Here is a 13276-nt window from a genome sequence, read left to right on the forward strand (position 1 = left end):
CCGAACACCCGGCCGATGGCAGCCACGCCCTTGTGCTGGACCAGGAACAGGCCGACCAGGATCACCAGCGTGATCGGCACGACGAACGGCCCGAGCGCCGGCGCGTCGACCTTCAGGCCCTCGATCGCCGACAGCACCGAGATCGCCGGCGTGATCGCCCCGTCGCCGTACAGCAGCGCCGCCCCCACCAGCCCGACCACCAGCAGCAGCGCCTTCCACGTGCCCGGCCGGGCATGCCGCGCGCCGAGCAGCGCCAGCATGGCGACGATGCCGCCCTCCCCGCGATTGTCCGCGCGCAGGATCAGCACCGCGTATTTCAGCGACACGATCAGGATCAGCGACCACAGGATCAGCGAGACCGCCCCCGTGGCCGCCGCCGGCACGGCCGCGCCGCCGGCCGTGGCCGCCTTCACAGCCTCCTTGAACGCGTAGAGCGGGCTCGTGCCAATGTCGCCGTACACAACACCCAGCGCGCCGAGCATCAGCGCCCCGCCGGGCCCGTGGCGGACCGCACCGGGCTTGCGCGCCACCGGAGCCGCCGGAAGATCGACCGCCGGGGCAGCCGTGGAATGCAGGGCTTGGCTCACGGGCAGATCCGATCGGTGGATTCGCGGTCCCGCGAAACCCTAGCAAGTCAGTCGCGCGGCGATAGACTCAGGACTTCTCCGATGCGACCACGACGAAGACCTGTCACCCGAACGTGATGACAGTGAAACGACGGCAGGCGCCGGTGAGCCCGGCGCCCGCCGGTCAGGCGGCGTCCAACCCCAGGTCGATGATCGCGGCCGAGTGGGTGATCCAGCCGCAGGAGATCAGGTCGACGCCCGACGCCGCGACCGCGCCCACCGTCTCGCGGGTGATCCGGCCCGAGGCCTCGGAGAGCGCGCGGCCGTCGATCATCGCCACCGCGCGGGTGAGCTGGTCGGGAGTCATGTTGTCGAGGAGCACGGCGTCGATCCCGACCGAGAGGGCCTCGTCCAGCTGCTCCAGGCTGTCGACCTCGCACTCGATCTTCACGAGATGGCCGGCCCTGGCCCGGGCGCGCGCGATCGCCGGCACGATCCCACCGGCCACCGCCACGTGGTTGTCCTTGATCAGCACCGCGTCGTCGAGGCCGAAGCGGTGGTTCGAGCCGCCCCCGGCCCGCACGGCGTGCTTCTCCAGGGCGCGCAGGCCCGGCGTGGTCTTTCGGGTGCAGACGATCGAGGCCTTGCCGTGCGGGCGGGCCGCCTCGACGAGGCCGTGCGTGGCGGTGGCGACGCCCGACATGCGGCAGAGCAGGTTCAGGGCCACGCGCTCGGCGGTGAGGATCGCCCGGGCCGGGCCTTCGAGGCGCAGCACCACGTCGCCCGGAGCGACGCGCGCGCCGTCGCCGCGCTCGACGGTGACGCTCACCGCCGGATCGACCAGCGCGAACGCGATGGCGGCGGCGTCGGTGCCCGAGATGACGCCGTCCTGGCGGGAGGCGATCACGCCGCGCATCCGCGCGCCCGGGGGCACGATGGCGTCGGTGGTGATGTCGCCCGCCCGGCCGAGATCCTCCAGCAGGGCGGCGCGCACCACCGGCTCGACCAGGAGCCGCGGCAGGGGCAGGATCTCGTCTGAGAGGACCGATCGGGTCATGGCGTCAGGGCCTCCTCGGCGGCCGCCCGGCCGCGCTCCGCCGCCCGGAGATCGGCCAGCGTGGTCTCGGTGTGGGTCGCGGCCACGAGATGCGGATGGTCGCTGCGCCAATGGGCGCCGCGGCTCTCCCGGCGCTCCAGCGCGCCGCGGGCGATCATCAGCGCCACCAGGGCCGCGTCGCACGCCTCCGCCTCGGGCGCGAGCGCGGCCACCGCCACCGCGAGACCGGCGGCATCGCGGACGACGCCGACTTGGCGCTCCATCAGGGTGCGGATCGCCGGCAGGTCGCCGGAGCTGCGGGCCTTCACGGCCTGGGGCACGATGGCCGCCGGCGGCGGCGCGTCGAGCCCGTCGGCGATGAAGCGCGCATAGGCGAGCCCCTCCAGCAGCGAGTTGCTGGCGAGCCGGTTGGCGCCGTGCAGGCCCGTGGAGGAGACCTCGCCGCAGGCGTAGAGGCCCGGCACCGAGGTGGCGCCGTGCGCGTCCACCTTCACGCCGCCCATGTGGTAATGCGCCGCCGGGCGGACCGGGATCGGCTGCACGGCCGGGTCGATCCCCGCAGCGGCGCAGAGACCCGCCACCGTCGGGAAGCGCGTCGGCATCGCGGCGCCGAGCGCACCCCGCGCGTCGAGATAGACGGTACGGCCCCGCTGCAGCGCCTGGAAGATGCCGCGGGCGACCACGTCGCGGGGGGCGAGGTCGCCGCCGCGGATTCCGGCCATCACGGGCGCGCCGGTCTCGTCGATCAGGCGGGCGCCCTCGCCGCGCAGGGCCTCGGTGGCGAGCGGCATCGGGTCGGCGCCGGCCGCGATGGCGGTGGGGTGGAACTGCACGAATTCCATGTCGCGCATCACCGCCCCGGCCCGGGCGGCGAGCGCCAGCCCGCGTCCGACCGCGCCCGGCGGGTTCGTGGTCGCCGCGTACAGGGCGCCGACGCCGCCGGTGGCCAGCACCACGGCGCGGGCCGGGATGCGGAACAGGGCGCCGTCGCGCTCGGCGACGACGCCCGCCACAGCCCCGTTCGAGTCCCGGAGCAGGTCGCAGGCGCGCGCCGTGACGATCTCGACGGAGGGTGCGGCCAGCACGGCCCTGACCAGCCCTTCGAGGACGCGCGCGCCGGTGGCATCACCGCCGGAGCGGACGATGCGGCGGCGGCCATGCGCGGCTTCGAGCCCGAGCGCGAGAGCGCCGTCGTCGGCCCGGTCGAACGGCACGCCGATCCGCACCAGCCAGTCGATCAGCGCGGGGCCCTCCTGGGCAACGCGGAGCGCGACGTCGGGCTCGGTCAGCCCGGCGCCGGCCGCCTCCGTGTCGGCGGCGTGCAGCTCGGCCGCGTCGTCAGCGCCGACCGCGGCGGCGATACCGCCCTGCGCCCAGCCGGTGGCGGTTCCGAGACCGAGGGGGGATGCGGTGACGAGCGTCACCGGGCGGGGGGCGAGGCGCAGCGCGACGCTGAGACCCGCGACGCCGCCGCCGACCACGACGACGCGGTCCGCAGTGTTCCGGGCAAAGGCGTTCATCGCGTGCGCACCTGGAGCATGCGCTCCACCGCCGCCCGGGCGCGGTCGGCGAGCGCCGGATCGACCGTGACCTCGTGGGTCATCGTCTCGAGCGACCGGCGGATGTTGCGCAGGCTCATCCGCTTCATGTGCGGGCACATGTTGCAGGGCTTGATGAACTCGATATCGGGATTCTGGGCCGCGATGTTGTCGGCCATCGAGCATTCGGTGACGAGCACCACCTGCTTCGGCCGCTTCTCGACGACGAAGTCCATCATCATCGCGGTGGAGCCGGAGAAGTCCGACTCGGCCACCACGTCCGGCGGGCATTCCGGGTGCGCGATGACGGTGACGCCGGGGTAGCTGTCGCGGACGTCGCGGATATCGGCCGGCGTGAAGCGCTCGTGGACCTCGCAGTGGCCGGCCCAGGTCAGGATCTCGACCTCGGGGATCTCGGCCTGGACATTCTGCGCCAGGAACTCGTCCGGGATCATCAGCACGCGGGGGGCGTTCAGCGACTTCACCACCGCGACGGCGTTCCCGGACGTGCAGCACAGGTCCGACTCGGCCTTCACGGCCGCCGAGGTGTTCACGTAGGTCACGATCGGCACGCCCGGGTACTTGGCGCGCAGGCCGCGCACGTCCGCGGCGGTAATCGAGTCGGCCAGCGAGCAGCCCGCACCCATGTCGGGGATCAGCACGGTCTTGCTCGGGTTCAGGAGCTTCGCCGTCTCGGCCATGAAGTGGACGCCCGCCAGCACGATCACGTCGGCATCGACGTTCACCGCCTCGCGGGCGAGCGCGAGGCTGTCGCCGACGATGTCGGCCACCGTGTGGAAGATCTCGGGCGCTTGATAGTTGTGCGCCAGGATCACGGCGTTGCGCTCGCGCTTCAGGCGCAGGATCGCCTCGATGTCCGGCGCCAGTGCCGGCCACTCGATCGCGGGAACGTGCCGGCTGACACGCGCGTAGAGGTCCGGAAGCGGCAGGCCCGGGATGGGCGTACGGGAGACGGGTGCAACGGTCGCCGCCATGGCGTCCTCCATTATGCTCAGTTTGAGCATTGTGCCGTCTAACTTATGAGGCCCGGGGACGCCTGTCTAGATATGCTAGCTGTGAGCATAAATCTTTTGCGGTGCGATGTTATGCTGCGCCGCCGAAGGCCGACCGGTCAGCAGAAGGTGGCGGGGTCGGGCCCGATCCGGCCGTCGGGCCGGTCAAGAGCAGCGATGTTCTCCATCTCGTCGGCGCCGAGCTCGAAATCGAACAGGTCGATGTTCTCGAGGATGCGCTCGGGCCGGGCGGTCTTCGGGATGGCCACGCAGCCGATCTGCACCTGCCAGCGCAGCACTACCTGGGCGGGGCTCTTGCCGTGGGCTTTGGCGATTGCACCGATCACCGGGTCATTCAGCTCCTTGCCCTGTCCCAGGGGACTCCAGGATTCGGTCACGATGCCGTGACGGGAATCGTCGGCGCGCGGCGCCTTACGCTGGAAGCGCGGGTGCAGCTCGATCTGGTTCACCGCGGGCGCCACCCCGGTCTCGCCGACGAGGGTGGCGATGTGCTCGGGCGTGAAGTTCGAGACGCCGATCGACTTCGCCCGCCCCTCCTCGCGCAGCTGGATCAGCGTCTTCCAGGTCTCGACGAACAGGCGCCGCTGCGGGCACGGCCAGTGGATCAGGTAGAGATCGACATAGGACAGGCCGAGTCGCTGCAGGCTCTCGTCGAAGGCGCGCCGTGTTTCGTCGCGGCCCTGACGATCGTTCCAGAGCTTCGTGGTGAGGAAGATCGCGTCCCGGGGCACCTGCGCGTCGCGGATGCCGCGGCCGACGCCGGCCTCGTTGCCGTAGACGGAAGCGGTGTCGATCAGGCGGTAGCCGGCCTTGAGTGCCCGGCCGACCAGGTCCGGCGCCTGCTCGTCCGAGAGTTGCCAGCAGCCGTAGCCGATCTGTGGGATGCGGCGCCCGTCGTTGAGCGGCAAGGTCGGGACGGCCATGAGGAAAGCTCCGGTGACATTGTCCGATCAACCCAAACGCCCGCAACGGGACGCGTTCCGAGGCGCCGCCGTCTGTGCGAGCAACGCGAAGCAATCCAGCGGCGCCACGGTCACCGATGTCGCGCTGCCCTGGATCGCTTCGCGTTGCTCGCGATGACGAACTGCCTCTGTCCAGCGCGCACATCAGCGAAGCCGCGGTGAACGGGCGCAGTCTGGACCGGATCTAATCCATCGAACTGGACGTTGGCACACCGGATTCCAGACTGCGTCGCGCCGTGATGCGTTGCGCATGGGCGGGATAGCAGCATGACAGACGCGACTCCGAAGAAGCCGTTCGCCTTGACGCGGCGGGCCGTGGTGGAGGGCTGCGCCGCGGCTGGGGCGCTCAGCGCCCTGGGCTTCCGGCCTGCGCCCGCGGCGGCGGCCTCAGGCGACCCGGCCCCGCAGACCATGCCGGTGCGGCTCACGATCAACGGCCAGCCGCACGATCTCGTCCTCGACACGCGCACGACGCTGCTCGACGCGCTGCGCGAGCATCTGGCGCTCACCGGCACGAAGAAGGGCTGCGATCACGGCCAGTGCGGCGCCTGCACGGTGCTGGTGGACGGAAGGCGGATCAATTCCTGTCTGACGCTTGCGGCGATGCACGAGGGCGATCAGGTCACCACGATCGAGGGGCTCGCGGACGGCGAGAAGCTCCACCCGATGCAGGCGGCCTTCCTGGAGCATGACGGTTTCCAGTGCGGCTACTGCACGCCGGGCCAGATCTGCTCGTCGGTCGGCATGCTGAGCGAGGCCAAGGCCGGATGGCCGAGCCACGTCACCGAGGATGTCGCGTCGACCCCGACGCTCAGCGACGCCGAGATCCGCGAGCGGATGAGCGGCAACATCTGCCGCTGCAGCGCCTACCCCAACATCGTCGCGGCAATCCGCGACACCGCCGCCAGCAACCTCTGAGGGGGCGGACATGAAGGCTTTCACCTACGAGCGTCCGGCAACGGTCCAGGACGCCGCCAGGCTCGCGGCCGAGCGGCCGAACGCCAAGTTCATCGCCGGCGGCACCAACCTCCTCGACCTGATGAAGCTTCAGATCGAGACCCCGGCCACGCTGATCGACGTCAACAGGCTGCCCCTCGACAAGGTCGAGGCGACGCAGGCGGGTGGCCTGCGCGTCGGCGCGCTCGTGCGCAATTCCGATCTCGCCGCCGATCCGCGCATCCGGAAGGACTATGCCGTGCTGGCGAAAGCATTGCTGGCCGGTGCCTCGGGCCAACTGCGCAACAAGGCGACCACCGCCGGCAACCTGCTCCAGCGGACGCGGTGCTACTACTTCTATGACACGGCGATGCCCTGCAACAAGCGCGAGCCGGGCTCCGGCTGCTCGGCCATCGGCGGGTTCAACCGGATCATGGCGGTGGTCGGCGCGAGCGAGGCCTGCATCGCCACCAACCCGTCCGACATGGCCGTCGCCATGCGGGCGCTGGACGCCACCGTCGAGACGATGAACCCGGACGGGCAGACGCGGACCATCTCGATCGCCGATTTCCACAAGCTGCCGGGCGACACCCCGCAGATCGAGACGGATCTCCGCAAGGGCGAGATCATCACCGCCGTCACGCTGCCGAAGCCGGTGGCCGGCACGCATATCTACCGCAAGGTCCGCGACCGGGCCTCCTACGCCTTCGCCACCGTGTCGGTGGCCGCCGTGATCGCTGGTGGCGAGACCGGTAAGCCGACCGCGGCGCGCCTCGCCTTCGGCGGTCTGGCGCACAAGCCCTGGCGGGTCGCCGAGGCCGAGACCGCCCTGGTGCAGACCGGCTCGGCGGATTCCGCTGCCGACGCGGTGCTGAAGGGCGCCCGCGGCTACGGCAGCAACGACTTCAAGATCCCGCTGACCCGGCGGACCCTGCGCGCCGTCGTGGCGCAGGCGACCCGCGCGTAAGAACGCCGAAGGACCGTCCCCATGGAGATGAACCAGCCGATCGGCCGGACGCCCCTCGACGACCGGCCCGACGGGCTCGTCGGCAAGCCGCTGAACCGGGTCGAAGGCAAGCTCAAGGTCACGGGCCACGCGCCCTACGCCTACGAGACCCGGGCGCTGAAGAACCCCGCCTACGGCTTCATCGTGCCGGCGACGATCGCCTCCGGGACGATCCGGTCGATCGACGCGGAGGCCGCCCGCAAGGCGCCGGGCACGATCCTGGTCCTGACCCATGAGAACGTGCCCGAGCAAGGCGAGAAGAAGGAGCAGGTCTGGCCGCAGCTCCAGGGGACCGAGGTCAGGTTCTACGGGCAGCCCGTCGCCTTCGTGGTGGCCGAGACCTTCGAGCAGGCCCGGGCGGCCGCCATGCTGGTCAAGGTCCGGTACGATGCCGGCACGCCCAAGGGCGTGCTCAAGGACAACCTCGCGGCGGCCTATGAGCCGAAGCCGGTCAACTCGCCGCCGGATTCGAAGCTCGGCGACTTCGACGCCGCCTTCGCGGCCGCACCGGTGAAGCTGGACGTGGAATACGTCACGCCGAACCAGATCCACGTGCAGATGGAGCCGCACGCCACCATCGCGTCGTGGGAGGGCGACGGCGTCGTGCTGCACACGTCCAACCAGATGCCGAACCGGGGGCAGAAGGCCCTGGGCTCCGTCCTGAAGCTGCCGCCCGAGAAGGTGCGGATCGTCAGCCCCTATATCGGCGGCGGCTTCGGCGCGAAGTTGCAGGTCCAGCCGGAGGCGACCCTCGCGATCCTGGCCTCGAAGGTCATCCAGCGCCCCGTGAAGGTGGCGCTGACCCGGCAGCAGGAATTCCACGTCGCGACCCACCGCACCGACACGATCCAGCGGATCCGGCTCGGTGCCGACACGGAGGGGCGCCTCTCGGCGATCAGCCACGAATCCTGGTCCGACACCGCCGAGGGTGACGGCTTCTTCGAGACCTCCGCCAACGTCACCCGCTCGCTCTACGCGGCGCAGAACCGCGTGACGCGCCACCGGCTCGTGAACCTCAACATGCCCATCGCCTCGTCGATGCGTGCCCCCGGCGAGGCGGTGGGTCAGCTCGCCTTCGAATGCGCCATGGACGAGCTGGCCGAGCAGTTGAAGGTCGATCCGATCGAGCTGCGTGTGCGCAACGAGCCGGCCGAGGATCCCGAGAAGAAGGTGCCGTTCTCCACCCGCCAGCTCTTGCCCTGCATGCGCGAGGGCGCACGCCTGTTCGGCTGGGACAAGCGGCAGGCGGCGGGCAGCCGGCGCGAGGGCAACTGGTTGGTCGGCATGGGCATGTCGGCCGCCGCCCGCCTCAACCCGCTGATGCCCTCATCCGCCAAGGTGCGGATCGGACCGGACGGCGTGCTGGTCGTGCGGATGGCGATGACCGATCCCGGCACCGGCACCTATACGATTCTCACGCAGATCGCCGGCGAGATGCTGGGTCTTCCCCCCGAGCGCGTCCGGGTCGAGATGGGCGACACCGATTTTCCCTTCGCGGCGGGCTCCGGCGGCTCGTTCGGCGCCGCCTCGGCGGGCTCGGCCCTGTATGTCGCCTGCGATAACCTGCGTCAGGCCCTGCTCAAGGCAGGCGACCTCAATCCCGACGGCGCCACGTTCCGCGACGGCGCGGTCACGTCCGGCAATCGCACCGAGGCACTCACCGACCTCGCCGGCTCGGGCCTGGAGGCGGCGGGCGAGATCAAGCCCGGTGAGATGAAGCAGAAATTCTCCCAGTATTCCTACGGCGCCCACTTCGCGGAGGTCGGCGTCGACGCCGATACCGGCGAGATCCGACTGCGCCGGATGCTCGGGGTCTTCACCGGCGGGCGCATCCTCAACGCCAAGACCGCCCGCAGCCAGGCGATCGGCGGCATGACCTTCGGCGTCGGCGCGGCGCTGATGGAGGATGCGGTGGTCGATCCGCGCTACAGCTACTTCGTCAACCACGACATGGCCGAGTACCACGTGCCGGTCCACGCCGATCTCCCGGAGATCGACGCGGTGTTCCTGCCAGAGCTCGACGACAAGGCGAACCCGCTAAAGAGCAAGGGCCTCGGCGAACTCGGCATCTGCGGTGCCGGCGCTTCACTCGCCAATGCGATCTACAACGCCACCGGGATCCGCGTTCGCGAATACCCGCTGACGCTCGACAAGATGCTGAAGGGTTTCGAAGAGCAGGAGAGTCAGGCGCAGCGGCGGACGTGAATCCGGAGCCGCGCTCGCGGCAGCACGTCACCCAAGGTTGACGGAACCACGCCCAGGCGGGACACCCGGCCAAAAGCCCGAAAGCGGGGAGTGCCCGGTGCCCGACAGCCTGTCCGACGACCGCCATCCGCCCGCGCGGTTCAACGCCGCGCGGTACTGCCTCGCCGAGAACGCGCGTCTGCGGCCCGACAAGACGGCCCTCCTCCTCATCGGGGACGGCACGGCCGATCGTCTCAGCTTCGGCGCGGTCGAGCAATCGGTGCGCGCCATCGCGGCGGGCCTGCTCGGGCTCGGCCTGAGGCGCGGCGACCGGGTGATGATCCGGATGGGTAACGAGGCCGATTACGTCCTGGTCTATTTCGGCGCCTTGGCCGCCGGCCTCGTGGCCCTGCCCTCCTCGCCGCAGCTGACCGAGGGCGAGGCGGCGTTCCTCATGGAGAATTCCGGCGCGGCCGCCGTGGTGGTCGGCAGCGGCTGTGCTCTCGCGCCCGAGCCCCTGGGCGACCGCCTCCTCCTCGACACCGCCGCCATCGCCGCCCTGAAGGCCGGCCCAAAGCTGCCCGACTACGCCGACACGGCCGCGGACGACCCGGCGATGCTGATCTACACCTCGGGCACGACCAGCCGGCCGAAGGGTGTGCTGCACGCCCACCGCGCCGCCTACGGCCGCCGGCCGATGCTCGACCACTGGCTCGGGCTCACCGAAACCGACGTGATGCTGCATGCCGGCACCATGAACTGGACCTACACGCTGGGTGTCGGCGTGAGCGATCCGTGGTCGGTGGGCGCCACCGCGGTGCTCTATAACGGCCCGCGCGACCCCGCCGTCTGGCCGCGGCTGATCGCCGAGTACCGCGCCACCCTGTTCGCCGCCGTCCCGACCCTCTACCGGCAGATCCTCAAATACGGCGATCTGGGCGCGCACGACCTGTCGAGCCTGCGCCACGGCTGCACGGCGGGCGAGCCGCTGCCGGTGGAGCTGCTCGACGCCTGGACGCATGCGACGGGCAAACCGCTCTACGAGGCCCTCGGGATGAGCGAGATCTCGACCTACATCTCCAGCGGCCCGACCATCCCGGTGCGGCCGGGCTCGCCCGGCAAGCCGCAGCCCGGCCGGCGGGTGGCGATCCTGCCCGTCGCGGGCGAGCCCGTGCCCTTGGCGGTGGGCGAGACCGGCCTGCTCGCCGTCCACCGCTCGGAGCCCGCCCTGATGCTCGGCTACTGGAACCGACCCGAGGAGGAGGCCGAGGTCCTGCGCGGCGACTGGTTCACCGGCGGCGACCTCGCCCGGCTCGACGAGGACGGCTACCTCTGGTTCGAGGGCCGCAACAACGACCTGATGAAGGCGATGGGCTACCGCGTCTCGCCCAACGAGGTGGAGGTGGTGCTCGCGGCCCATCCCTCCGTGGCGGAGGTCGGCGTGGCCGAGTTGCCGGTGCGCGCCGACGTCACGGTGATCTGCGGTTTCGTGGTGCTCCAACCCGATGCCGAGCCCGACGCGGCGGCGCTGCTCGCGTGGTGCGCCGAACGGCTCGCCGCCTACAAGCGGCCGCGGGAGATCAGATTTCTCGACGCGCTGCCGAGGACGGCCAACGGCAAGGTGCAGCGCAAGCGGCTGGTCGAGGCTGTGGCGGGGTAGAGCGGCGCCGCGCTACAGCAGCGTCCCGCGCAGGATCAGCAGCGCCACTGAGAAATAGATGACGAGCCCGGTGACGTCGACCAGCGTCGCCACGAACGGCGCCGAGGCGGTGGCCGGATCGAAGCCGATCCGCTGGAGCAGGAACGGCAGCATCGAGCCGGCGAGCGAGCCGAACGTCACGATCCCGACGAGCGCCGCGCCCACCGTGGCGGCGACCAGCGGCCAGTGCTCGCCGTAATCGTAGAGGCCGAGCTTCTGCCACGCCACGATCCGGATCACCGCGATCACGCCGAGGATCGCGCCGAGGAAGATTCCGGTCGGCAATTCGCGCAAGGCCACCCGCCACCAGTCGCGCAGGCGGATCTGGTGGAGCGCCAGCGCCCGGATCAGCAGCGAGGTCGCCTGCGAGCCGGAATTGCCGCCCGAACTCATGATCAGCGGGATGAACAGCGTCAGGACGATCGCCTTTTCCAGCTCCCCCTCGAAGCCCTGCATGGCCGAGGCCGTGAGCATCTCCGACAGGAACAGCGCGCAGAGCCAGCCGGCGCGCTTCCGGATCATCGTGAAGAAGCCGATATCCATGTAGGGCTCGGGCAACGCTTCCATGCCGCCGAAGCGCTGCACGTCCTGCGTCTGCTTCTCGATCATCGCGTCGATCATGTCGTCGACGGTGACGATGCCGATGACGTGGCCGACCGCGTCGACCACCGGCAGCGCCAGAAGGTCGTACTTGGAGATCAGCCGGGCCGCCTCCTCGCGGCTCGCGGTCGGCGACACGGCGAGCGGCCGCCGCCCCGGCGCGACGCTGAGCACGTTGTCGGCGGGATCCCCGGAAATCAGCCGGCGCAGCGGCACCGCCTTGGTGAGCGCGCGGGTGCGCGGGTCGAGCACGAAGATCGCGTAGATCGTCTCGCGGGTCTTCTCGACGTGGCGGATGTGCTCCAGGGTCTGGCCCACCGTCCAGGTGCCCGGAACGGTGACGAACTCGGTCGTCATCAGCGAGCCCACCGTCTCCTCGCCATAAGCCGAGAGCCGGTCGACGGCGCCGCGGGTCTCGGCATCGAGGCGGGCGCGCAGGTCGGAGCGGCCGGGCTCCTCGATCTCGCGGAATACGTCCGTGACCCGGTCGGCTGACATGCCCGACAGGTAGGCGGCAACCCGGTCCCGGGGCAGCATCTCGATGATGTCGGCGGCGCAGTCGAGTTCGGGCTGGTCCAGCACCTCGACCGCCCGCTCCATCGGAAGTCCGAGCAGGATGGCGGCGGCGACCTCGGGCGCTTCCTCGTTCAGGGCCTCGACGATGTCGGGCGCCCGTTCGTCTGACAGGCGTGCGGCCAAGACGGAGGGATCGACTCGCGTGTCGAAGGGCGCGATCTCGTTCATGGCCTCGCCTCGTGGGTTACGAGGCGACGCGTCGCCGGTCATCCTAGGTCAGGGCCGTGGCCGGCCGCCGCGTCGATCGCCCCGCGGCCAGGCCTTTCAGCGGCTCAGGCGGGATGACGGCGCGTGGCTGGGCACGGCAGGCACGATCGGTCGGGCACGTCGCTTCGCGGGTCGCTGCTGGAATGGGAGCGCGGCCTCGTCCATGACAACGTCGCGCGGGTGCGTCGTGCGCCCGCGCAAAGGGCCCGTCAAGCCGAAAGCGCGCCTGTGCGCAGCCGATGCTGAACGGCGCCCCGCCGGGTGGCCACACGGCCACGGCGGCGTGCGACCCGGCCCGCTCCCGGGCTCCATATGAGAAATATAAGTGTTGTGCTCGCTTGTATTGCGTCCAAGATATTGCCTATATGGATCTCACCAACCGCGAGGAGAAACGCCATGGCCTGGTCCGCCCCGATCGTGTCCGAGATCTGCGTCGGCATGGAAGTCACCAGCTACGAGTCGGCTGAGATCGACACGTTCAACTAAGTCGCGCACCGTCCGGAGCGCTTCGCTCCGGCCTCAGCGACCGCTTTATCCATCGCTTCAATCTACCTGGAGGAAATCATGGCTTGGTCCGCTCCCGTCGTCTCCGAGATCTGCGTCGGCATGGAAGTCACCAGCTACGAGTCGGCTGAGATCGACACGTTCAACTGAGACGTCGACACGGCTTGTTCGAGCGCCGCTTCTTCCGAAGCGGCGCTTTTCTTTTGCGTTCTCGGGATAAGCCGCACCGCAGCCCGATGTGCTGCACCGAACCTGTGTCGCTGAACCGCCATAGCGCCATCCGGGGCCGCGGAGCGAACGAGGACAGGTCTGGCGGACGCAGCACCTGCGACCGATCCGGCAAGTCCACTCTGCCCGATCACCGGCGCGCCAGCGCCGCGCTGCGTGGAGCGCCTGGACGCCGCCTT

12 protein-coding genes are annotated in these 13276 nt (G+C 70.4%); 6 read left to right on the forward strand and 6 right to left on the reverse strand.

All coding sequences use genetic code 11. The features are described from left to right. The 5 genes from BLT59_RS26180 to BLT59_RS26200 form a co-directional block, all read right to left on the reverse strand. Nucleotides 1-482 (reverse strand): KUP/HAK/KT family potassium transporter (locus BLT59_RS26180; protein WP_244514158.1); only part of this gene is annotated, 482 nt, incomplete at its 3' end. Nucleotides 483-750: 268 nt separating this feature from the next. Then, nucleotides 751-1623 carry a carboxylating nicotinate-nucleotide diphosphorylase gene (gene nadC, locus BLT59_RS26185; RefSeq protein WP_091787875.1) on the reverse strand — a complete coding sequence of 291 codons (873 nt, stop codon included), beginning with the start codon at nucleotides 1621-1623 and terminating at the stop codon, nucleotides 751-753. Then, nucleotides 1620-3143, reverse strand: coding sequence for an L-aspartate oxidase (locus BLT59_RS26190; RefSeq protein ID WP_091787878.1), 1524 nt, complete (start codon nucleotides 3141-3143; stop codon nucleotides 1620-1622). The genes nadC and BLT59_RS26190 overlap by 4 nt, the downstream gene beginning before the upstream one ends. After that, nucleotides 3140-4156: a quinolinate synthase NadA gene (nadA, locus tag BLT59_RS26195; protein ID WP_091787996.1), complete on the reverse strand. Its 1017-nt coding sequence runs from the start codon at nucleotides 4154-4156 to the stop codon at nucleotides 3140-3142. Before nadA ends, BLT59_RS26190 begins: the two co-directional genes overlap by 4 nt. 137 nt (nucleotides 4157-4293) lie before the next feature. Further along, entirely contained in the window at nucleotides 4294-5118 is an 825-nt protein-coding gene (locus tag BLT59_RS26200) for an aldo/keto reductase (RefSeq protein WP_091787881.1), read from the reverse strand. Nucleotides 5119-5424: 306 nt separating this feature from the next. On the opposite strand from BLT59_RS26200, the gene paoA reads away from it, so the two are divergent. The 4 genes from paoA to BLT59_RS26220 all read left to right on the forward strand — a co-directional run bounded on the left by paoA (nucleotide 5425) and on the right by BLT59_RS26220 (nucleotide 10943). Continuing rightward, nucleotides 5425-6075, forward strand: coding sequence for an aldehyde dehydrogenase iron-sulfur subunit PaoA (gene paoA, locus BLT59_RS26205; RefSeq protein WP_091787884.1), 651 nt, complete (start codon nucleotides 5425-5427; stop codon nucleotides 6073-6075). A gap of 10 nt (nucleotides 6076-6085) precedes the next feature. After that, complete coding sequence (locus BLT59_RS26210; protein WP_091787886.1) at nucleotides 6086-7060, forward strand: FAD binding domain-containing protein; 975 nt, start codon at nucleotides 6086-6088, stop codon at nucleotides 7058-7060. A gap of 21 nt (nucleotides 7061-7081) precedes the next feature. Beyond that, the gene (locus BLT59_RS26215) at nucleotides 7082-9304 is read left to right on the forward strand and encodes a xanthine dehydrogenase family protein molybdopterin-binding subunit (protein ID WP_091787889.1); all 2223 of its coding nucleotides are present in this window, start codon (nucleotides 7082-7084) and stop codon (nucleotides 9302-9304) included. Between the two features lie 97 nt (nucleotides 9305-9401). Next, nucleotides 9402-10943, forward strand: a complete 1542-nt coding sequence (locus tag BLT59_RS26220; protein WP_091787891.1) for an acetate--CoA ligase — start codon at nucleotides 9402-9404, stop codon at nucleotides 10941-10943. Between the two features lie 12 nt (nucleotides 10944-10955). Here BLT59_RS26220 and mgtE read toward each other — a convergent pair whose 3' ends face one another. Continuing rightward, on the reverse strand, nucleotides 10956-12326 hold the full coding sequence (gene mgtE, locus BLT59_RS26225; protein WP_091787893.1) for a magnesium transporter: 1371 nt from the start codon (nucleotides 12324-12326) through the stop codon (nucleotides 10956-10958). A 435-nt stretch (nucleotides 12327-12761) separates the two neighbouring features. Between mgtE and pqqA (BLT59_RS26230) the strand changes: the two genes are divergently transcribed. Continuing rightward, nucleotides 12762-12851 (forward strand): pyrroloquinoline quinone precursor peptide PqqA, encoded by a 90-nt coding sequence (gene pqqA / locus BLT59_RS26230; protein WP_007559223.1) that lies wholly within the window; start codon nucleotides 12762-12764, stop codon nucleotides 12849-12851. Between the two features lie 78 nt (nucleotides 12852-12929). Continuing rightward, the gene (gene pqqA, locus BLT59_RS26235) at nucleotides 12930-13019 is read left to right on the forward strand and encodes a pyrroloquinoline quinone precursor peptide PqqA (RefSeq protein WP_007559225.1); all 90 of its coding nucleotides are present in this window, start codon (nucleotides 12930-12932) and stop codon (nucleotides 13017-13019) included. The last annotated feature ends 257 nt before the right edge of the window (nucleotides 13020-13276 follow it).

This window comes from Methylobacterium sp. UNC378MF (assembly GCF_900103195.1).
Classification (GTDB): Bacteria; Pseudomonadota; Alphaproteobacteria; order Rhizobiales; family Beijerinckiaceae; genus Methylobacterium.

Coding starts and splice junctions, on each gene's coding strand:
- nadC (WP_091787875.1), bottom strand. CDS start 1,623: ATGACCCGATCGGTCCTCTCAGACGAGATCCTGCCCCTGCCGCGGCTC.
- BLT59_RS26190 (WP_091787878.1), bottom strand. CDS start 3,143: ATGAACGCCTTTGCCCGGAACACTGCGGACCGCGTCGTCGTGGTCGGC.
- nadA (WP_091787996.1), bottom strand. CDS start 4,156: ATGGCGGCGACCGTTGCACCCGTCTCCCGTACGCCCATCCCGGGCCTG.
- BLT59_RS26200 (WP_091787881.1), bottom strand. CDS start 5,118: ATGGCCGTCCCGACCTTGCCGCTCAACGACGGGCGCCGCATCCCACAG.
- paoA (WP_091787884.1), top strand. CDS start 5,425: ATGACAGACGCGACTCCGAAGAAGCCGTTCGCCTTGACGCGGCGGGCC.
- BLT59_RS26210 (WP_091787886.1), top strand. CDS start 6,086: ATGAAGGCTTTCACCTACGAGCGTCCGGCAACGGTCCAGGACGCCGCC.
- BLT59_RS26215 (WP_091787889.1), top strand. CDS start 7,082: ATGGAGATGAACCAGCCGATCGGCCGGACGCCCCTCGACGACCGGCCC.
- mgtE (WP_091787893.1), bottom strand. CDS start 12,326: ATGAACGAGATCGCGCCCTTCGACACGCGAGTCGATCCCTCCGTCTTG.
- pqqA (WP_007559223.1), top strand. CDS start 12,762: ATGGCCTGGTCCGCCCCGATCGTGTCCGAGATCTGCGTCGGCATGGAA.
- pqqA (WP_007559225.1), top strand. CDS start 12,930: ATGGCTTGGTCCGCTCCCGTCGTCTCCGAGATCTGCGTCGGCATGGAA.